A 19,899-nucleotide genomic window follows, 5' to 3' on the forward strand; every position below is an offset into this window, starting at 1 on the left:
TCTCCCGTGAAGCGGTCAACGTTCCGTCAACTTGTCATGCCTCCTTCCAAGCCGCGGCACCCGAGACATGGCTCACACCGGCCACTTTTTACCAAATCAAAAGGTTCCCCGCCGGGCCGGGATCCGTACTCCCCACCGTCCGACCCCGCTGATCGCCGGCGGGGACCCCCGACCGGGCAGGAGGCACGGTGCGCTTTTCGCGGAACGCGACGGGAACGCTCTTCGTGGGCGGAGCCCTCAGTCTCACTCTCGCCGCTCTCGCCTACCCCTCGATGCTCGGGGTCAGCACCACCTCCAGCTCGGGGTCGCGGGTCATCGCGCAGACGCAGTGGGGACCGCTGACGGAGGCGGACCGGGACTTCGTGGTCAAGGTGCGGGCCGCGGGACTGTGGGAGTACCCCGTGGGGCAGCTGGGCCTGCAGAAGGGCCAGAGCGCCGCGGTGAAGACCGCCAGCAAGCACCTGATCGACGGGCACGCGGCGCTGGACGCCAGCTGCCGCAAGATCTCCACGATGCTCAACATCACGATCCCCAACCTGCCCAGCCCCCAGCAGCAGGGTTTCGTCAACACGCTCAAGGCGGACAGCGGCAAGCAGTTCGACACCGACTTCGCCAACATCCTGCGGGTGACGCACGGTTCGATCTTCAACACCATCGCGAAGATCCGCTCGACGACCGAGAACTCCGTGGTGCGGACCCTGGCCGACCAGGCCAACGCGACCGTGCTGGACCACATCACGGTCATGGAGCAGACCGGGCTGGTCAACTTCGACCAGGTCCTCTTCCAGGAGACGACCCCGCCGAAGCTGCCCGCCTCGGACCTGACCCCGCCGCCCCCGGCGGGGGGCCAGCCGCAGGTGGTGCTGACCCCGCCGGTGGACAGCACCACCCAGCCCCCGGTCCTGCCCGGCGAGAGCTCCAGCTCCGCCACCCCCAGTCCCAGCCCGACCGTGGGGTGATCGGCTTCACCGGGTCCGCTCAGCCGAGCCACACGGTGGTGTCGGTGTGCATCAGGCCGTCGTCGCCGAGCGGGGCGCTGCTCAGCAGCACCTCGCCGGGCGGCAGCGGAACGGGGGCCCCGGCCAGGTTCGTGACACACCGCCAGCCGTCCGAGCGGGCGAAGTGCAGCACGCCGTCCGGGGCCTCGGCCCACCGCAGCTCCTCGCCGGCCGACAGCTTGCGGCGCAGACGCAGCGCCCTGCGGTACAGCTCCAGCGTGGAACCGTCGGTGCCGTCCTGCGCCTCGACGGAGTACGCCCCGAAGCCGGCCGGCTGCGGCAGCCAGGCGCCGCCCGCGCCGAAGCCGTACGACGGACCCGTCCGCGTCCACGGCAGCGGCACCCGGCAGCCGTCGCGGCCCTTGCGGACGTGTCCCGTCTGCTCCCAGATCGGGTCCTGCAGCACCTCGGTGGGTAGGTCGGCGACCTCGGGCAGGCCCAGTTCCTCGCCCTGGTAGAGATACGACGACCCGGGCAGCGCCAGCATGAGCAGGGTCGCCGCGTGCGCCCGGCGCAGCCCGGCCTCCTCGTCCAGCGCGGGCGCGCGGCCGCCGGACAGCAGCCAGGCGTTCTCGTCGGTGCCCGGCGGCAGCATCAGCCGCGAGGTGTGGCGTACGACGTCGTGGTTGGAGAGCACCCAGGTGGCGGAGGCGCCGGCGGCGTGCGCGGTGCGCAGCGACTCGGTGATGACCCCCCGCAGTTCGTCGGCGTTCCAGCGGGCTTGCAGGTACTCGAAGTTGAAGGCCTGGCCCAGCTCGTCCGGGCGGGCGTAGCGGGCCCGGCGGGCGGCCGGCACCCAGGCCTCGGCGACGGCCATGCGGGGCGGGGAGTAGGCGTCGAGGAGGCGGCGCCAGTCGCGGTAGATCTCGTGGACCTCGTCGCGGTCCCAGTAGGGGTGGCTGCCCGGCTCCAGCAGGTCCAGGGCCTCCTCCGCGACGCCGGGCAGGTCGCCGAGGTCGCGCAGCGGCGGCTCCAGGTCCTTGGCGAGGGCGTGCGCGACGTCGACGCGGAAGCCGTCGACGCCCCGGTCGGCCCAGAACCGCAGGGTGGTGCGGAAGTCGGCGCGGACCTCCTCGTTCGCCCAGTTCAGGTCGGGCTGTTCGGGCGCGAACAGGTGCAGGTACCACTGCCCGTCCGGCACCCGGCGCCAGGCGCTGCCACCGAAGACGGACTGCCAGTCGGAGGGCGGGAGTTCGCCGTGCGCGCCACGGCCGTCGCGGAAGACGTAGCGCTCGCGCGCGGGCGAGCCGGGCCCGGCCGCGAGGGCCTCCTGGAACCAGACGTGGAGGTGCGAGGTGTGGTTGGGGACCAGGTCGACGACGACCTTCAGACCGAGCCGGTGCGCCTCGGCGACCAGGGCGTCGAAGTCGTCCAGCGTGCCCAGGCGCGGGTCGACGTCCCGGTGGTCGGCGACGTCGTAGCCGCCGTCGGCCAGTTCGGACGGGTAGAAGGGGCTCAGCCACAGGGCGTCGACGCCGAGGGCGGCCAGGTGGTTCAGCCGCTCGGTGACGCCCCTGAGGTCGCCGAGCCCGTCGCCGTCGGCGTCGGCGAAGCTGCGGGGGTAGACCTGGTAGACGACGGCCTGCCGCCACCAGTCGGGGTCCTTGGACGAGAGATCGGTGGGCAGGTCGGTTCGGGGGTCGTTTTGGTGCACGAAGAGAACTCTGTCCACCGGTCGCGCCGGACGAACCTCCCATCATCCGGAGCATCTGCCTCCGTCTGTGCCGGAACTGTGACGGCCGACCGAACTACCGGCGCGTCACCGCAGGTTGACAGCGTTCCGCGGCGGCATCCACGATGTGCGGACACTGTGGCCCGTGTGACCAATGGGACCAGTGTTTCTCAAGACCACTCACCCTTGTCCTGATGGGATACGCATGTCCATAGCGAGACGTGTCACCATGCGGCGCCTGCTGGGGACGGGCGCCGCGACGCTCGCCCTCTGCGCCGCCTCCGCCTCCGTCGCCTCGGCCAGTGACTGCCCCGGCGGCCAGGGCTGGGAGTCCGGTGGCAGCTACAAGCCCGGGACGGGCGCCGGCACGAAGACGGAGACCGACCGCTGCGAGTTCTCGCTCGACGGCGAGCACTTCTTCGCCTCGGTCAAGGTCGACGACCAGAACCTCAAGCCGTCGGACGACGGCAAGGTCCACGTCAAGGTCCGCACCGCGGGCGACGCGTCCACCTGCACCGCCTCCCTCGCCTCCTACCTGGCCCACGGCGCCACCTTCGCCACCTCCGGCCAGCAGGTCTTCCACGACTTCGACACGGTCACCGTCAAGGCCGGCCAGACCGACTCCCTCGACATCTCGGTGCCCGACCAGGGCTGCTTCGCGCAGGTCGACCTCTACCGCGGCGCGGTGAAGTACGACGGCAAGCTCGACGCCAAGGACGGCTTCGAGCACGGCGACCTGCCCGCCGGTCCCGACCACGCGGTCATCAAGGACAAGCTGATCGCGTCCTGGAACGGCGGCACGAAGGACTGCACGGCGACCGAGTCGCAGTCGCCGAGCCCGTCCGCGTCCGAGTCGACGCCGGCGTCCGGGACGTCCACCCCGCCGGCCACGGAGACGACCGCGCCGGCGACGGAGACGTCCACGCCGTCCTCGGAGACCTCCACGCCGTCGTCCTCGGAGTCGACGACCGCGCCCGCGGCCACCCCGAACGGCGGTGGCGGCGACCTCGCGGAGACCGGCGCGAGCAGCAGCACCCCGCTGATCGCGGGCGGCGCGGCGGTGCTCCTGGCGGGCGGCGCGGCGATCGTGCTGGCGTCCCGCCGGAAGCGTTCGACGCGCGCCTAGTTCACGTGCAGTGGGTGAGAAGGAGCCGCACCTCGTCGTCCACCACCCGGTAGCGCACGACCCGGCCCTCCTTCTCGCCCTCCACGACCCCCGCCGCCCGCAGCAGCCGCAAGGCCTGTGAGACGGCGGGGTCGTTCATGTCGGTGGCCAGGGCGAGGTCGGAGACGGCCATCGGGCCCGTGCGGTGCAGGGCCAGCAGCAGCGCGAGGCGTTTGGGGTCGCCGAGCAGGGCGAAGCGGTCGGCCCAGGTGCGCACGCGCGCCGCGTCGCCGATGGCGGCGATGGCGTCGCACACCCGGTGGCCGTCTATGGTGCGGCGGTCTGCGCGGTCGGCCGGGACGAGATGCATGGGGTCATCCTCGCAGGGCCGTATGTGATCTTGGATACCTGCGCAGGTGTGCAGCTATGCAGGAGTGCGGCCGGGCGCCTACGGTGGGCGGGCCGTGGTGTTCGGGAAGCCGGTGCGATGCCGGCGCGGCCCTCGCCACTGTGACCGGGGAGTCGTCCGGCGTGTCCCGCGAGGGACGGTCACTGGGTGCCTTGTGGCGCCCGGGAAGGCGGACGGACGACGCTCGACCCTCCCCCAAGCCAGGAGACCGGCCACGGCATCTCACGAAGTGATCCACGAGGTGCTGGAGCGTGACCGCATGACCGACCCTGCGTCCTTCCGCTGGCGACGCGAGGACACCGTCCGGACGGCCGGGCTGATGGCGGTGATCGCCCTGCTCCACGTCCTGGCCTTCGGCATCCTCTTCCTCCTCGTCGTGCCCGGCCACTACGAGGTCGGCTCCAAGACCTTCGGCATCGGACTCGGCGTCACCGCCTACACGCTGGGCATGCGGCACGCCTTCGACGCCGACCACATCGCCGCGATCGACAACACCACGCGCAAGCTGATGGCCGACGGCAAACGGCCGGTGTCGGTGGGGTTCTGGTTCGCGCTCGGCCACTCCAGCGTGGTCGTCGTGCTGGCGGCGATGATCGCGGGCGGCACGCAGCTGGCGGACCGGGTGATGGACGAGGACTCCCGGACCCACCAGGTGCTCGGCCTCATGGGTACGACGATCTCGGCCACGTTCCTGTACCTCGTCGCCGCCCTCAACCTGGTCGCCCTGGTCGGCATCCTGCGCGTCTTCCGGGCGATGCGGGCGGGGTCGTACGACGAGCGGGAACTCGAAGCGCACCTGGACTCCCGCGGGTTCATGAACCGCGTCCTCGGCCGCCTCACCCGCTCGATCACCCGTCCCGGCCAGATGTTCCCGCTGGGCTTCCTCTTCGGCCTCGGCTTCGACACGGCCACGGAGGTCACGCTGATGGTGATGGCCGGCTCGGGCGCGGCGGCGGGCCTGCCCTGGTACGGGGTCCTGTGCCTGCCCCTGCTGTTCGCCGCCGGCATGAGCCTGTTCGACACGCTGGACGGCACGTTCATGAACTTCGCCTACCAGTGGGCGTTCTCCAACCCGGTGCGCAAGGTCTTCTACAACCTGACCATCACGGGCCTGTCCATCGCCGTCGCCTTCTTCATCGCCACGATGGAACTCTTCGGCCTGGACCTGGGCAACGCCGGTTACATGGTCGTGGCCCTGTTCGTGCTGGTCTGGGCAGCGGCGGTGACGTACTGGCGCCTGGCCAAGGTCGAACAACGCTGGTCCCCCCAACCAGCGGACCCCCAGTAACCGACCCACCCCACACCCAACTCCCCACCCCTCACCCTCAGCCGCCACCGGCGAGAACCGCCCACGAGGGCCACCCGCACCCGACCCACGAAAGCCCCACCACCAGCCCCCGCCGTGTCCCGAGACCCGCCCCGCTCACCCGCAGCCGCCACCGGCGAGAACCCTCCACAAGGGCCACCCGCACCCGACCCACGAAAGCCCCACCACCAGCCCCCGCCGTGTCCCGAGACCCGCCGCGCTCACCCGCAGCCGCCACCGGCAAGAACCCTCCACGAGGGCCACCCGCACCAGGCCAGGAAAGTGGCGCGGGTGGGAAGGCTTTCAGGCGCCGGCCACGACGGACAGGTACAGTCCCACGAACCGGTCCACGTCCACATCCAACGCCACGTCCACCAGGGCCTGTTCGCGCTCGCCCTCGTGGATTTCCGACTCACCGGGCCGGATCCGCCGGTCCACGACCGTCTGCCCCCGCGTCACCCCGGGCGCGAGCGACACCTCCACCGGAAGCAACTCCGTGCGGATACCCCCCGGATCGGCCACCGCGCACACCGCCCCCGCGTCCCCCAGCCCACCCGCCTCCACGTCGTCCGTGACGTCCGGCGCCGACGGCCGGTGCGCGAGCAGTTCCCCGGCCAGCCGAGCCCCCGCCTCCGCGCTCCCCCGCAGCCGCCGCACGTCCGCCCCCGGCACCACCACCCGCCGGAACACGTCCAGCCCGTACATGGTGATCGACACCCCGGCCGTGAGCAGGATCGCCGCCGCCTCCGGATCGTGCCAGACGTTGAACTCGGCCACCGCCGTGGCGTTCCCGGCCCCCACCGCCCCGCCCATGAAGACGATCCGCTCGATGTTGCGCACCACCTCGGGGTGACTGCGCAGCAGCAGCGCGATGTTCGTCAGCGGCGCCGTGGGAACCAGCGTCACCGGCCACGGCGACCCGAGGATCTCGCGCCGCAGCAGCGTCACCGCGTCCAGCCCGCACGCGGTCCGCGTCGGCGCGGGCAGCCCCAGGTCGCCCATGCCGTCCGTGCCGTGCACGTGCCGTGCCGAGCGGGCGGGCTCGATCAGCGGCCGCTCGGCGCCCCGGCCGACGGGGATGTCCGGGGCACCGGCCTGCTCCAGCACGGTCAGCGTGTTGCGGACCACGCCGTCGACGTCCGTGTTGCCGGCGACACAGGTCACCGCCCGCAGGTCGAGCCCCGGGTGGCGGACGGCGAACAGCAGGGCGAGGGCGTCGTCGACTCCGGTGTCGCAGTCGATGATCACGGGGATGGGCCGGTCGGTCGTCATGGCGCGCGCTCCTTCCGCCGGGCCCCGCGGCGGACCCGGTGAGCGTGACCTTACGCAGCCGCCCACAGCCCGGCGCCACGCGCCGCGACCTGTGCACCGATCCGCTCCAGCAGCTCCACCACCGGCACCGCCCCGACCCGCCGCCCGCCCCGCAGCCGTACGTCGGCCCGTTCGTCCGCGGCCTCCCGTTCCCCGATCACCGCGAGGTACGGCACCAGCCGCGCCGCCCGGACCCGCGCGCCCAGGGTGCCCTCCTCGGCCCCGTACACCCGCGCCCGCAGCCCCCGCCCGGCCGCCGCTCCCGCCAGCTCCTCGGCCCGCTCCCGCTGGTGCTCCGACACCGGCAGCACCGCCAGCTGCACCGGTGCGAGCCAGGCCGGGAACGCCCCGCCGTGCACCTCGATCAGGTGGGCCACGGCCCGCTCCACGCTGCCGACGATGCTGCGGTGCACCATGACCGGCCGGTGTTTCGCCCCGTCGGCGCCGATGTAGTGCAGGTCGAAGCGTTCGGGCTGGTGGAAGTCGATCTGGACGGTGGAGAGGGTGGACTCGCGGCCGGCCGGGTCGGCGATCTGGACGTCGATCTTCGGCCCGTAGAACGCGGCCTCGCCCTCCCCCTCCTCGTACGCGACGCCGGACGCGGCCAGCACCTCCCGCAGCAGCGCGGTGGCCCGCCGCCACAGCCCGGGGTCGGCCACGTACTTGCCGCCCTCCCCCGGCAGGGACAGCCGGTGGCGGACCGCGCGGATGCCGAGGTCGGCGTAGGCGCGGCGGATCAGTTCCAGCGCCGCCCCGGCCTCCCGCACCGCCTGTTCCGGGGTGCAGAAGACGTGCGCGTCGTTGAGCTGGATCGCCCGCACCCGGGTGAGGCCGCCCAGCACGCCGGAGAGTTCGGCGCGGTACATCCCGCCCACCTCGGCGATCCGCAGCGGCAGTTCGCGGTGGCTGTGGGACCTCGACCGGTAGACCAGGGCGTGGTGGGGGCACAGGCTCGGGCGCAGGACGACCTCCTCGCCGCCCAGCCTCATCGGCGGGAACATGTCGTCGCCGTAGTGGTCCCAGTGGCCGGAGATCTCGTACAGCTCGCGTTTGCCCAGGACGGGCGAGTACACGTGCCGGTAGCCGGCGGCCCGCTCCAGGTCCCGTACGTACTCCTCCAGGGTGTGCCGTACGACGGCCCCGTCGGGCAGCCAGTAGGGCAGCCCGGCGCCCATCAGGGGGTCGGTGTCGAACAGGCCGAGTGCGCGGCCGAGGCGGCGGTGGTCGGGGACGGTCATGGTCGCTCTCCTTGCTGCGGGAGGCGAACGCCACGGACACGACGAAGCCCCGGGGCGTTCGCCCCGGGGCTGTCGACTGGTCGGCTGTCAGCGCGCCGGGACACTCTCCGGCGTCGTCGTGCACAAGGCGTGGGCGCGCTGCATGACAGGACCGTACGGCGCGGACGGGCGGTGGCGCCACGGGTTTTACGGCGGCGGGCGGGCGTAACCCGGACGGACCGGCGCGCTGGTGGAGCGCGTACGGCGGTGATCCCGTGGGAGACATGACCCGCGTCCTCGTCGTATCCCTCGCCGTCCTGCTGGCCGCGACCGCCTGCACGGGCCGGCCGGCCGCGAAGGCACCCGCGGTGCCCGCGACCACGTCCGCCTCCCCGGCCGCCCCGCCCTCGCCGCGCGCCCTGACCGCGGCGCAGGCCGAGGCCGCCCTGATCACCGCCGCCGACCTCGGCGAGCCCTGGACGCCCACCCAGGGCGCCGCGACCTGGCGGGACGGCGTCCTGAAGGCGACGACCGAGGTGCCGGACTGCCGGCACCTGCTCGACGCGCTCTACGCCGACGACCTGTTCGGTACCGGTGCCGGCGCGGGCGCCACCGCTCACGCCGTCACCGGTCTGGACGACGCCGTGGACCAGGCCCAGCTGCGCTACCAGGTGCTCGCGCTGCCGCCGGCGGAGGTGGACCGGACGCTGGAGTGGATGCGGACGCTGCCGGGCACGTGCGGCCGGTTCACGGCGGTCACCCAGCACGGGGCCGTCTGGGACGGGCAGGTGACTCAGGCGCGGCTGCCCGCGGTCGGGGACGCCCGTCAGGGCCTGCGGGTGTCGCTGGCCGGCGAGACGGAGGAGGGCGAGCCGGTCCTGCTCACGCTGGACGTCGTCGCGGTCCGGGCCGGCGACGACACCATCGCGCTCACCAACGGCGGCCTCGGGGACGTGTCGGCCGACGTGACGCAGGCCGCCGTGGAGACCGGTGTGCGGCGGCTGGCGGAGGTGCGCAGGCAGGGGCGCGTGCAGGTCTGAGCGCCGTCAGGCGGTCCGTTCCTCCTCGAACAGTTCCAGCGGATCGAGCCGCCGTTCGGCCAGGGCGCGGGCGACGGACGTCAGGGACAGCTGTTCCCTGTGGGCGTGGGCCGCCATCAGCTCCCGCGCCTCGGTGAGGGAGACGTCGGCCGTCTCCGCGACCAGGCCCTTGGCCAGTTCCACGGTCGCCTTCGCGGAGATCGCGGCCTGGAGCGAGGTCAGCAGGTCGTGCGGGCGCCTGCGCTGGACCGGCCAGTGGGTCAGGGTGAGCGCGGCGACGTCGCTCATGCCCTGCGCCACGGCGACGTCGGCGGGCGGCAGGGCCTCGCTGTGCCGGTTGGCCAGCGTCACCGCGCCGATCGGGCGGCTCTCCAGGCGCAGCGGCACCACGTGCACGGACTCGTACCCGGCGGCCAGCGCGTGCTCGGTGTACTCGGGCCAGCGACCGCCGGCGCGCAGGTCGTCCGCGGCCACGGGGTCGCCGCTGCGGTAGCAGTCGACGGACGGGCCCTGGTCCTTCTGCACCTGGAACAGGTCGAGACGGCTCAGTTCCTCCTCGGAGGCGGCCATGGCGCGCAACTCGCCCCGCGAGTCCGCCATCAGCACGCCGACGGCGTCCACCGCCAGCAGTTCCAGGCAGTGGTCGCCCAGCCGCGCGAACAGGTCGAGCGGGTCGAAGCGGGCGGCCAGCGTGTCCGCCAGGTCGACGAAGGCACGCGTCAACCGCAGCTCGCGGTTCATCCGATCCTCCTCAGAGCTGCACCCGGCACATCCGACGGCCGCGGCGCCGGAGAGTCGTCGTCAGTCACGATCGAACCTCTTCCTGTGCGAGACCACTTCCCGCGCCACCTCCAGCGCGGTGCGGTTCTCCGCGAACGCGTGGGCGCGCAGCCGGGCCAGCGCCTCGTCGGCACCGACCCCGAGCTGCGCCATGATCATGCCGATGGCCTGGTAGACCTCGTCGTGATCGGTGGCCAGACCGCTCAGCCAGGGTTCGTCTCCCTGAGGCCCATTGTCCTCCTGCCGGGGCAGCGCCATAAGGGCAATCGTCATCACGCTCGCCACCAGCAGGGCCGTGCGCACCTCCCGCTCGGTCAGCCCGCCGGGCGTGTCCCGGTACAGGTCGAGCGTGCCCACGCAGACGGCGTCGTTGCCCAGCGGCATCGAGTACACGGCCTGCACCCCGGCGGCCGTCGCCTGCTGGGCGAAGACCGGCCAGCGCCGCGCGTCAGGGCCGTCGGTCAGGTCGGAGGCGAGGACCGGGGCGCCGAACTCGGCGGCGTACACGCACGGCCCGTCGCCCAGGGTGGCCTGGATCTCGGACAGCCGGGCGGCCTCGTCGCTGCTGGCGCTGAGCTGCATCGGCATGCCGTCGCTGCGCAGGGACACGCTCGCGCCGACCACCGGCAGCAGCTTCACCGCCACCGTGCACAGCCGTCCCGGGACCTCGCGGAGTTCGGCACCCCGCACGCCCTCCGCGATGACGTCGCTGGCCCGCACCCGCTCGCGTTCGCGCTCCTCGCGGGCGTTGCGGCCGGACAGACGCGGATCGTCGCCCGAGTGCTCCCGGGGAAAGGCGTCGCGGTCGTCGCTGGGCCGCACGGCCACCGCCTCCTTCGATCGCAGCGCGGCCATTATCCTCCACGGGCCCCGGTACAAGCTCACCCGGAGCAGGGGTCGCGGCTCGTGGCGGGCTCGTCCGGGGCGCCGTCCGACTACCCGTGGCCCCGGGCCCGAAACGCCGCCGCGTCGGCGCCGCGAGCCGCGCCCCGCTCTTCCCACCACGGGGTGCGGCTCGCCACCGTCGGCCGTGGTGCGCGTCAGGCCGCGACAGCGCACGACGGCGATCCGCCGCGCCGTTCGCCGTCTGCCGTCTCCCTCCCCTCCCCCTCACGGACCCTCGTCCCCGTCTCCCGCGAGCCGACCGGGGCGTCTCCCGCCGCCCTGAGCGGGACGGGGACCTCCCTGGCGAGCGCGCGCTCCGGGGGCGCCCGCGCGCCCGCCGGGCGGCCACCGCCGAACACGGAGGCGGTGGCCGCCGCCCCTCACCTCTTCTCGTACGGGTCCGCCGGCTCGCGGACCTGGCGCACCGAGGTGGCGTCCAGGACCGGCGGCCAGGCGCCGTCCGTGCCCAGCCTGCCCTTGGGGTGCCAGGTGCCGGTGACGGTGACCCAGGTGTCGGCGGGCAGCGGGTCGGCGCCGCGGATCTCGACCTTGCTGGTGGTGGCGTCGGCGGCGCAGCAGGAGACCAGCAGGCGGGTGACGTACCAGGTGTCGCCGTCGCCGTGGGTGACGAAGCCGGTCATGCGGACGGTACGGCCCTTCAGGGAGTGCCCGCTGTCGTAGACCGCGCGGGAGCCGAACTCGCCGACGCCAATGTCCACCGGGTCCCCGGCCGGCAGCGCCGGGAAGGTCCCGACTCCCTGCGCGGCCTGCTGAGCGGCCTCGCGGGCGGCGCTGTAGGAGCCGAGGGCGGGGGGCGGGAAGAGCAGCAGGGCCAGGGCGGGCAGGGCGAGCAGCCAGGCGACACGAGGACCGTGCGCGTGCTCGTGACCGTGCCCCCGTTCGCCGAGGACGGCCCGTACCACCCCCAGCAGGACCAGCACCGCCCCCGAGGCGACCAGGTACGGCCGCAACCCGGCCTGCACATAGCGCAGGTACAGCGTGCTGAACAGCGAGATCCGCAGGAGCGCCGCACCCACCAGCACCAGCAGCAGCGCGGGCCCGTACCGCCTCACAGCGCCCACCATCCCACCAGCACGCTGCTCACCACGGCCACCACCCACGTGACCGAGGAGAACCGCACCGCGAACGACCGCCCGAAGGTGCCCGCCTGGAGGGCGATGAGCTTCAGGTCGACCATCGGCCCCACCACCATGAACGCCAGCCGCGCGACCGGCGGGAAACCGCTGAGCGAGGCCGCCACGAACGCGTCCGCCTCGCTGCACACGCACAGCACCACGGCCAGGACGGCGAGCAGCGGCACCGACAGCCAGGCGGAGCCGGTGAAGACGTCCAGGACGGACCGCGGCACGGCGATGTTGAAGGTGGCCGCGGCCGCCGCGCCCAGCACCAGGAACCCGCCGGCGTGCAGGAAGTCGTGCTGGAGCCCGGCGCCGAAGGCGCGCAGCCCCGAGGCCGCGGGTGCCTGCCGCTCGGGCAGCCGCAGCCACTCGCGCCGCCCGAACCGCGCCCACAGCCAGCCCATGACGACTGCCGTGGCGAGGGAGGCGAGCAGCCGGGCGAGGACCATCTTCGGCTGCCCGGGAAAGGCGATCGAGGTCGCCACCAGCACCACCGGGTTGATCGCGGGCGCCGACAGCAGGAAGGCGAGGGCGGCGGCCGGGGCGACCCCGCGCCGCATCAGGCTCCCGGCGACGGGCACGGAGGCGCACTCGCACCCCGGCAGCACCACGCCCGCGGCTCCCGCGACCGGCACGGCGAGCGCGGGACTGCGGGGCAGCAGCCGGGTGAAGACGCGCTCCGGCACGAAGGCGCCGATCGCCGCGGAGACGACCGTGCCGAGCAGCAGGAAGGGCACGCCCTGCACGGCGATGGCGGTGAAGACGGTCCACCAGGCGGCGACGGGCGGGGTGTAGAGGTCGAGCGCGAGCATCGGCCCGAGTACGGAGACGACGGTGGCGATGGCGGCCAGCGCGGCCCCGCCGAGCACCGCGTACACGAGGGCGCGCACGGCGAGCCGCAGCCCGTCGGCCACCGTCCGTCGATCTTCCACGCGCCCGTCCCGCTCGTCGCTCCCGTTCGTGCGAAGGCTAGCCGGACGGGGCTGTGAGCAGGCCCGGAATCCTCACAGAGGAGGCTGTGCGGGTGCCGGTCCGAGGGTGGTGGTGCCGGGGGCCGTACGGTGCCCGAGCCCGGTCCGGTAGGCGTCCAGGGCGGCCTCCACGCGTCCGGTGCGGCGGAACAGGTCGCCCAGCAGCCGGCACAGGTCGGCCAGGTCGCCGGCCGCGCCCGCCCGCTCCAGCAGGCTCAGCGCCCGTACGTAGTGCTCCTCGGCGGCCTCGGTGTCGTGGGCGTCGTCGGCGATGATGCCGAGCAGGCGGTGGGCGGCGGCGGAGTGCAGGGCGCCGCGTTCGGAGTGCAGGTCGCTGAGGACGTCGTGCAGCAGGGCGGCGGCCTGCTCCGACTCGCCGCGCCGGTGCAGGACGTCGGCGAGTTCGACGGCGACCTGACTGCTGTAGAGGGCGGCACGGCCGGCCGAGAGCATGTCGAGCGCGAGCCGCAACTCGCTTTCCGCGCGCTCCAGTTCGCCGTTCTGGGCGTAGACGTATCCGCGCATCCAGTGGCAGTTGGCGAGCTCGGTGCGCAGTTGCAGGGTGCGGTACAGCTCGGCGGCCTTGGCGAGCGAGGCGTCGGCCTCGGCGACGCGGCCCTCGGCGAGCAGGGTGCGGGCGACGGAGCGGTGCATGCGGGCGACGAGGGCGGGGTCGCCGGACTGGGGGGCGAGGGCGAGGGCGAACTCGGCGGCCTGGGCGGCCCGCGCCTGGGCGCCCATGTCCATGTAGGGCCCGATGATGCTGGCGTAGAGCAGCAGCAGGGCGTCGGGGTCGTGCAGGCCGCCCCGGTTGAGCTCGTCCAGGGTCGATTCCAGCAGGTAGACCGCGTACCGCAGCTCACCGGCGAGGTAGTGGGAGACGGCCCGGCCGCGCAGGGCGGGGACCCGGGCGGGCAGCGGGGCGTCGGCGACGGCCTTCTCGCTCTGCTCGAAGTACTGGCGGGCGGTGTCGAGTTCGCCCGTGTCGAGGGCGCACTCGCCGAGGCCGAGCAGGGCGACGGCCTGTACGTCGACCAGTTCGTGTTCCTCGGCCTCGGCGAGCAGCGCGGCGTACTGCCCGGCGGCGCGCTCGGCGTCACCGCCGGCGAGGGTGCGCTGCGCCTCCGTGAGCCTGAGGCGCAGGTCGGTGGCGAGATGCGCCGGACGTCCGGTGACCAGCTCCTCGTAGGCCACGCCGAGCCGCTGGGCGATGTGCCGCAGGGCGTCGTCGGAGGCGCGCACGCGGCCGGCCTCCAGGGTGGAGATGTAGGCGGGGGTGTAGGCGGGCTCCGCCAACTGTTTCTGCGTCAGCCCGCGTTCGGCCCTCAGCTGCTGGACTCTTCGCCCGATCGTCCCCGGATCGTCCCGCTCCGACACCGTCAACTCCCCCAGCCCCTCTTGCTGTTGAGCCTAGACTGCCCCTAGGTTAAGCGGCGTCTTAAGCGCGTTTAATACAACACTGTTGAAACGCTGTTGAGAGGTTGCCGTGCTCCGACACGTCTCCGAGCGTTACGCCAGAGGGTTCGGCGCAGCCGTCATCGCAGTCACCGCCCTGGTCCTGGCGGCGAACGCGGGTCCGGCGAGGGCGGCGGACACCCACCACGTCGACCGGACCCACCAGTCCCCCCACACCGCTCACGCGCCGAACACCATGTCCTTGCGCGAGTAACGTGCGGTCACCGCGCTGTCTCTTTCGCTGACCTGCCTGTTCGGCTTCGCTGACCTGCCTGTTCGGCCCATGCTAACGACGTGGACGGCTGTGGTCGGGGAAGATGCGGGGATGGCGGACCTGGGGGTGTGGTGGCGGGACTGGGTGGCCAACGGACCGGTGGGGGTGGTTGGTCTGGCCCTGGCCGTGGTGGCCTGGACGACGTGGCGATTCGTCCGGCGGCTGCCCGCCCAGGCGTCCGCCGACGACCTCGCGCGCAGCGTCCTCGCCGTCGAGTCCGAACAGCTGCGGCGCACCGGACCGACGCGACTGGACCCCCTGTTCACCGTCGAACCCGGAGGGGCTGCCGACGGACCCCGCCGCCGGGACATCGGCCGGCTGTACGAGGGCCTGCATCAACGGCGTCTGCTCATCCTCGGGGAGCCGGGCACCGGCAAGACGACGGTCGCCCGCTCGCTCGTCGTCTCCCTTCTGCGACGCCGCACTCAGGGCGACGAGCCCGTGCCCGTCCTCCTCGGCCTCTCCTCGTGGGACCCGGCCTCGCAGGAGATCGAGGCATGGTTCGTGTCACGCGTGGCGGGCCGTTACGGAATCCGCCCCGCCCATGTCCGTGAACTGGTGCTCAGGGGCCGCATTCTGCCGGTGCTCGACGGCCTGGACGAACTTCCGCCCGCCCAACGCGGCGCGGCGGAACGGGTGTTGCCGCGGTGGCTGAGCGGATTCCCCGGGTCCGTGGTCACCTGCCGTAGCGCGGAATACCCGGAGACGTCCCGGCTCTCTCTGGGGACGGCGGTGGAACTCCTCCCCCTCGGGCCGGACGACGTCACCCGGCATCTCTCGGAGGCCGACGCGCAGCGCTGGAGACCCGTCATCCAGGCGATCGGCGACGACCCGGACGGGTCCGTGGCCCAGGCGCTGTCCTCGCCGTGGCTCCTGTCCCTGGCCACCCAGGGCTACGCAGGAGACAGCAGCCGGAATCCGGCCGAACTGACGACCCTCCCCGACGCCCTCGCCGTACAGCAGCGCATCCTCGACACGGCCGACACCATCGCGAACATCGAGGGCTGGGGCACGGTCGGCAGAGACAACCTGGCGTTCCTCACCGACGCCATGGGACGCGAGAGCGACGGGCTGCTGCTGTGGTGGCGGATGGCGGAGAACTACGGTTCCCGGCGGGGTCCCTGGTACGCGTCCGCAGTGCTGCTGGCCGTCGCGGCGCTCGTCTCCCTGGCCGCCGCGCGGGATGCCGGAGCCCGCTTCCTGGTGCCGTACGCGACGGTCGTCGGCATCGTGCTCTCGTACGGGGGAGCCGCGCCGCTGCCGGCGCGCATCCGCGCGTCCGCCCCCCGGGGCTTGGCGGTCGGCGTTCTGACCTGGCAGCTCTCCCAGGTCTCCGGCCTGGTTCCGAGCATCCACGTCTTCTCGGCATCGAACCTGGCCGACCTCGGCTCGGCCGTGGTCCTCGGAGCCTTCCTCCTCTCACGGCCGAACGCCGTACCGGTACGCGGCGGCCGGGCCGGAGACCTTCGGACCGACCTGCTGGCCGGGCTCACGGCGTCCGGTGCCGCGGCGCTGCTGGTCCTCTCCCAGCTGCTGTTCCAGCCGGACCGGTACAGGCCGCCGTGGGGCGTCCCGGCGATCCTCGCCACGGCGGTCTTCGCGGCGACCCTGCTCTCCACCACCGCGTGGGCTCGCTTCCGGATCGCCCACCTCGCCCTCGTCGTCGACGGCGCACTGCCGCCGCGCCTCGGCCGTCTGCTGCGCCAGGCCGAGGAGCACGGCCTGCTCACCGCGGCCGACGGATACGGCTCCGGCTGCTACGCGTTCCGGCACGAACTGGTCCGCGAGACCCTCCTGGCCTACGGTCCGGACCGCCGGGCGTATGTCGACACGACGAAGCGATGCTGGCGGGAGATCCAGGAGGAAGTCCTCGGCCTTCCCGAGTCCGTCGCCTACGTCGCACGCACCGCGGACACGTCCTCGCCGACCACCGCGCCGGAGACGGAGCGCATCGCGCGGCTCGTGGACCAGGTGAGGACCGCCAAGCTCCGGGACGTGGCCGACAGGGGCTTCGACGCGTACCAGGTCTACCGCAAGGCCCGCGAGCGCATGAGCGCCGCGGTCAGGATGCCCTGGTGGGCCGGGCCCGTCCCGACCCGGGCGTACGCGGCTGCCGCGCTGACGGCCGGAGCCGTGGCGTTCGGAGCGATACACGTCATGGTCGGTACCGGCCTCGGTGCGCTGGTTCTGGAAGCGTTCCTCGGCATCGGCGGCCTGATCACGTACGTGGGTTTCGCGGACGTCCGCATCGCACGGCAGCGCCCCGGATCCAGACTCCCGTTCCTCTGCCGGTCCGCCGGGACGGTGGCCCTCTACCTCGCGGCCCCCTGGGCCCTCGCCCCGTTCGTCCCCCGGCGCCCCGCGATGGTGTCGGCCCTGGTCGCGGCCCCCCTCACCGTCCTCCTCCTCATCCTCTGGCTCTACGCCCGTCCCCACCCCGCCCGCGCCCGCGCCGCCCTCGACGACGTGCCCGCCGCGTGGCCCGATCTGCCGGAGCTGCGCAATCTCCGGGAAGCCGCCCTTCAGGCCCGGCAGTCCTGGCTGAACGCCGTGGCCCGGCAGGGGGTCATGCCGGAGATACGGGACCAGCTGGCCGTGGGCACGGGCGTGGGTACGGAGCCGCCGTTGCCCGGCATCGATCCGTCGCGGCTGACCGGCTCCCGGCGGTCGGACCAGTTCCTGAACACGGACGCCGCCGACGAGATCGAGTACCACCTCCGTTCGCTGGAGAGCGCGAGCATCGGAATCAGCGGTCAGCGCGGCGCGGGCAAGTCCAGTCTGATGCAGCGGTTCTGTACGCGGGGCCCGCTGTCCGCCGCCGACGACCTGCTCGTCCTCGTTCCGGCCCCCACCTCCTACGACCCCCGCGAGTTCCTGATCCACATGTTCGCGGAGGTCTGCCGCAGCATCACCGGCGAGGACTCCGCCGACGACGGGCGCCCGGGGCGCGACGCGACCCGGCGCCGGGCACTCGCCCTCCACGCCGGCGCCGCCGCGACCGCCCTCGCCGGTGTGCTTCTCCTGCTCGGCACGCTCCTGTGGCCGCACCTCACCTCCGCCACCCGCGCCCTGGCCGGGCACGTGCGCGTGCTGCTGATCACCGGCTCCGCCGTGCTCATCGCCGCCGGCGTCGTCTGGGCGCTGCTGCTGTCGTTGCGGGCGACCGGGCCCGGTCTGCGACGTGGCAGCGCCGAAGCCCTGGCCGCGCAGCATCTGCGCGCCCTCCACTACCAGTTGACCGTCACCCGCGGCCGCACCGCCCAACTCGCCCTGCCCGGCGGCCTCCAGGTCTCCGACGCGGGCCAGACCCAGCACACCCGGCAGGTCCTCACCCATCCCGAACTCGTCGCCCAGTTCCGCGCGTTCCTCGATGTCGTCGCGAGGGAGCGGAACCCCCGTCGGCAGGTCGTCATCGGCATCGACGAGCTCGACAAGCTCGGCAGCCCGCAGGAGGCCGAACGCTTCCTCAACGACCTCAAGGCCGTCTTCGGGGTCCGGGGCTGCCACTTCCTGGTGGCGGTGTCCGAGGACGCGCTCACCACGTTCGGCCGACAGGTCCTCGACGTCCGCACCGCGTTCGACAGCGCCCTGGACCGGGTGGTCGCCGTCCGGCCCCTCACCCTCGAACAGGCTCGCCGGCTGCTGGAGCTGCGGGGCGTCTGGCTGCCCGACCCCTACCTGTGGCTGTGTCAGGTGCTGTCCGGCGGGCTTCCCCGTGAGCTGCTGCGCGCCGTCACCAGCCTGGCCACCGAGCGGGCCCTGCGCGGGACGGTCGACATGCGGGCGCTGACGAGGAAGCTGATCGAGGACGACGCCCGGTCCGTCCTGTCCGCGCAGAGCCGTTACGCCGCCACGCTGACCGGCGCGGGCGGGCCCGCCGCGGCGCGCTGGATCGCCGACGTCTCGCAGGCGCCGGTGACGGCGGACGAGTGGGAGGTGCTCGTCTCCGCCGCGCCCCCGGACGTTCCCGGCGACTTCGCCGGCACGCGTGCCGTGTCCCAAGTGCGGGCTTATCTGGCCCTGGGGGCCACGCTGTTGCGGACGTTCACGGAGGGAGACGTGTCCCTGTATCTCGACTGGCTGCGCACCGCGGGTCCGGACCCGGTCGACCGCCTCGCCACGGCCCGCGCGATGCTCGCGACGGACCCCGAGGCCTCCTGGTCCGCCGTAACGCGCTACCGCTCCGAAACGCCGGGCCTGGCCCCCGTCCCCACGTAACCGACGAACAGGGAGAACGCCCCCGGCGACAGGGTGAGGGTTCCACGGGCGGGGTCCTTGGAGTCCCGCACGGCGACGAGGGCGGGGAGTTCGGCGACCTCGACGCAATCACCGCCGGTGTTTCCGCTGTACGAGGACTTACGCCAGTGCGCGTCCCTCAGGTCCCGGTGTATGCGCATAGCGTTCCTCCATCACGCGGGTGATCAGTGCCGCCGAATCCTCCACGGAGAGAGCCGACGCCTGCAAGTGAGCGTAACGAAGGGCAGCCTCCCTGACCGTGTCCGGGTTGGCCGTCATGTGCCCGGAGATCAGGTCCTCGGTGTAGACGAGGTCCGGGTGGTCGTCGAAGCGCAGAGCGTTGAACGAGCCGGCGAGGCTGGCGTGTTGTCCCGCTGAGAACGGCAGCACCTGGATGCGCACCCACTTGTGGTCCAGGAAGCTCAGCAGGTGGGCGAGCTGGTCCCGCATGACCCGAGGACCGCCGATTGGCCGCACGAGGGCCGCCTCGTCGAGGACGATCCACGTCAGCGGCGGCCGGTCCCTCATCAGGATGCGCTGGCGGTCCATCCGGGCGGCGACCAGCTCGTCCAGCTTGTCCGGCAAACCGGTGGCCAGCAGGGCGCGAGCGTACGCCTCCGTCTGCAAAAGCCCGTACACCAACTGGCACTGATACGTGGAGATGTACGTCGCCTTCGCCTCCATCTCCGCGTACGGCTGGAACCAGCTCGGCAACTGGCTGCGCAGTACCAGCCCCACCAGCCGTGAGAACGAGCCGTCCGTTCCGAACGCCGCGTCCAGCCGTTCCGCGAACTCCCGTTGCGGCACCTTCAAGGCCGTCTCGATCTGGCCGATCAGCGAGCCCGTGCAGAAGACGGCCGAGCCCAGTTCCTTCAGGGTCAGCCCCGCCTCCTCCCGCTTCCTCCGCAGCTCGGAGCCGAAGTAGTCCAACGGGGAGGCCGCGGGGTCCAGTTCACGCATGTGGGGCATGTACCGAGCGTAGTCAGACGACTCCGCTCGGGTGACCCGTATCGCGGAATCCGTTCGGCGAAAATCCCCTGTGAGTTTGGTAGAAAGCCCTTCCATCGCTCGCCGTGTGGGCCACTCTCCGACTGACCGGAT

The 19,899-nt window shown here is 72.9% G+C and carries 17 protein-coding genes and 1 riboswitch; of the genes, 6 read left to right on the plus strand and 11 right to left on the minus strand.

All coding sequences use genetic code 11. The features are described from left to right. Positions 1 to 224: 224 nt before the first annotated feature. Positions 225 to 959 carry a DUF4142 domain-containing protein gene (locus ACYF6T_RS15605; RefSeq protein ID WP_461697111.1) on the plus strand — a complete coding sequence of 245 codons (735 nt, stop codon included), beginning with the start codon at positions 225 to 227 and terminating at the stop codon, positions 957 to 959. A gap of 19 nt (positions 960 to 978) precedes the next feature. Here the strand turns inward: ACYF6T_RS15605 and ACYF6T_RS15610 are convergent, their stop codons facing one another. Continuing rightward, positions 979 to 2,652 carry a glycoside hydrolase family 13 protein gene (locus ACYF6T_RS15610; protein ID WP_461696786.1) on the minus strand — a complete coding sequence of 558 codons (1,674 nt, stop codon included), beginning with the start codon at positions 2,650 to 2,652 and terminating at the stop codon, positions 979 to 981. Between the two features lie 223 nt (positions 2,653 to 2,875). On the opposite strand from ACYF6T_RS15610, the gene ACYF6T_RS15615 reads away from it, so the two are divergent. Next, the gene (locus ACYF6T_RS15615) at positions 2,876 to 3,796 is read left to right on the plus strand and encodes an LAETG motif-containing sortase-dependent surface protein (RefSeq protein WP_461696788.1); all 921 of its coding nucleotides are present in this window, start codon (positions 2,876 to 2,878) and stop codon (positions 3,794 to 3,796) included. Position 3,797: 1 nt separating this feature from the next. On the opposite strand, the gene ACYF6T_RS15620 is transcribed toward ACYF6T_RS15615, so the two are convergent. Beyond that, positions 3,798 to 4,145 carry an ArsR/SmtB family transcription factor gene (locus tag ACYF6T_RS15620; protein WP_461696789.1) on the minus strand — a complete coding sequence of 116 codons (348 nt, stop codon included), beginning with the start codon at positions 4,143 to 4,145 and terminating at the stop codon, positions 3,798 to 3,800. Between the two features lie 78 nt (positions 4,146 to 4,223). Next, positions 4,224 to 4,415, plus strand: a riboswitch (cobalamin riboswitch). 28 nt (positions 4,416 to 4,443) lie between these two features. Here ACYF6T_RS15620 and nicT point away from each other — a divergent pair. Beyond that, positions 4,444 to 5,472 carry a Nickel transporter NicT gene (gene nicT, locus ACYF6T_RS15625; RefSeq protein ID WP_461696791.1) on the plus strand — a complete coding sequence of 343 codons (1,029 nt, stop codon included), beginning with the start codon at positions 4,444 to 4,446 and terminating at the stop codon, positions 5,470 to 5,472. Positions 5,473 to 5,793: 321 nt separating this feature from the next. Here the strand turns inward: nicT and ACYF6T_RS15630 are convergent, their stop codons facing one another. Beyond that, positions 5,794 to 6,762: a nucleoside hydrolase gene (locus tag ACYF6T_RS15630; RefSeq protein WP_461696793.1), complete on the minus strand. Its 969-nt coding sequence runs from the start codon at positions 6,760 to 6,762 to the stop codon at positions 5,794 to 5,796. Between the two features lie 50 nt (positions 6,763 to 6,812). After that, a complete protein-coding gene (gene thrS / locus ACYF6T_RS15635; protein ID WP_461696795.1) occupies positions 6,813 to 8,039 on the minus strand; it encodes a threonine--tRNA ligase in 1,227 nt (408 codons plus the stop codon). A 263-nt stretch (positions 8,040 to 8,302) separates the two neighbouring features. Between thrS and ACYF6T_RS15640 the strand changes: the two genes are divergently transcribed. Continuing rightward, entirely contained in the window at positions 8,303 to 9,058 is a 756-nt protein-coding gene (locus ACYF6T_RS15640) for a hypothetical protein (protein ID WP_461696797.1), read from the plus strand. A 6-nt stretch (positions 9,059 to 9,064) separates the two neighbouring features. Here the strand turns inward: ACYF6T_RS15640 and ACYF6T_RS15645 are convergent, their stop codons facing one another. The 5 genes from ACYF6T_RS15645 to ACYF6T_RS15665 form a co-directional block, all read right to left on the minus strand. Continuing rightward, positions 9,065 to 9,799, minus strand: a complete 735-nt coding sequence (locus ACYF6T_RS15645) for a GAF and ANTAR domain-containing protein (RefSeq protein WP_461696798.1) — start codon at positions 9,797 to 9,799, stop codon at positions 9,065 to 9,067. 60 nt (positions 9,800 to 9,859) lie between these two features. Continuing rightward, positions 9,860 to 10,693 (minus strand): GAF and ANTAR domain-containing protein, encoded by an 834-nt coding sequence (locus ACYF6T_RS15650; protein WP_461696800.1) that lies wholly within the window; start codon positions 10,691 to 10,693, stop codon positions 9,860 to 9,862. Between the two features lie 410 nt (positions 10,694 to 11,103). Beyond that, entirely contained in the window at positions 11,104 to 11,796 is a 693-nt protein-coding gene (locus ACYF6T_RS15655; protein WP_461696802.1) for a TIGR03943 family putative permease subunit, read from the minus strand. Then, positions 11,793 to 12,794, minus strand: a complete 1,002-nt coding sequence (locus ACYF6T_RS15660; RefSeq protein ID WP_461696803.1) for a permease — start codon at positions 12,792 to 12,794, stop codon at positions 11,793 to 11,795. The genes ACYF6T_RS15655 and ACYF6T_RS15660 overlap by 4 nt, the downstream gene beginning before the upstream one ends. A gap of 72 nt (positions 12,795 to 12,866) precedes the next feature. Further along, a complete protein-coding gene (locus ACYF6T_RS15665) occupies positions 12,867 to 14,210 on the minus strand; it encodes a helix-turn-helix domain-containing protein (RefSeq protein WP_461696805.1) in 1,344 nt (447 codons plus the stop codon). 109 nt (positions 14,211 to 14,319) lie between these two features. On the opposite strand from ACYF6T_RS15665, the gene ACYF6T_RS15670 reads away from it, so the two are divergent. Together ACYF6T_RS15670 and ACYF6T_RS15675 are read left to right on the plus strand one after the other, a co-directional pair. Further along, on the plus strand, positions 14,320 to 14,502 hold the full coding sequence (locus tag ACYF6T_RS15670; protein WP_461696806.1) for a hypothetical protein: 183 nt from the start codon (positions 14,320 to 14,322) through the stop codon (positions 14,500 to 14,502). 111 nt (positions 14,503 to 14,613) lie between these two features. Further along, complete coding sequence (locus ACYF6T_RS15675; RefSeq protein WP_461696808.1) at positions 14,614 to 18,780, plus strand: NACHT domain-containing protein; 4,167 nt, start codon at positions 14,614 to 14,616, stop codon at positions 18,778 to 18,780. On the opposite strand, the gene ACYF6T_RS15680 is transcribed toward ACYF6T_RS15675, so the two are convergent. Then, positions 18,738 to 18,959 carry a DUF397 domain-containing protein gene (locus ACYF6T_RS15680; protein ID WP_461696810.1) on the minus strand — a complete coding sequence of 74 codons (222 nt, stop codon included), beginning with the start codon at positions 18,957 to 18,959 and terminating at the stop codon, positions 18,738 to 18,740. The genes ACYF6T_RS15675 and ACYF6T_RS15680 overlap by 43 nt on opposite strands. Beyond that, positions 18,919 to 19,767: a helix-turn-helix domain-containing protein gene (locus tag ACYF6T_RS15685; protein WP_461696812.1), complete on the minus strand. Its 849-nt coding sequence runs from the start codon at positions 19,765 to 19,767 to the stop codon at positions 18,919 to 18,921. Before ACYF6T_RS15685 ends, ACYF6T_RS15680 begins: the two co-directional genes overlap by 41 nt. Positions 19,768 to 19,899: the final 132 nt, after the last annotated feature.

This window comes from Streptomyces sp. 7R007, assembly GCF_054850255.1.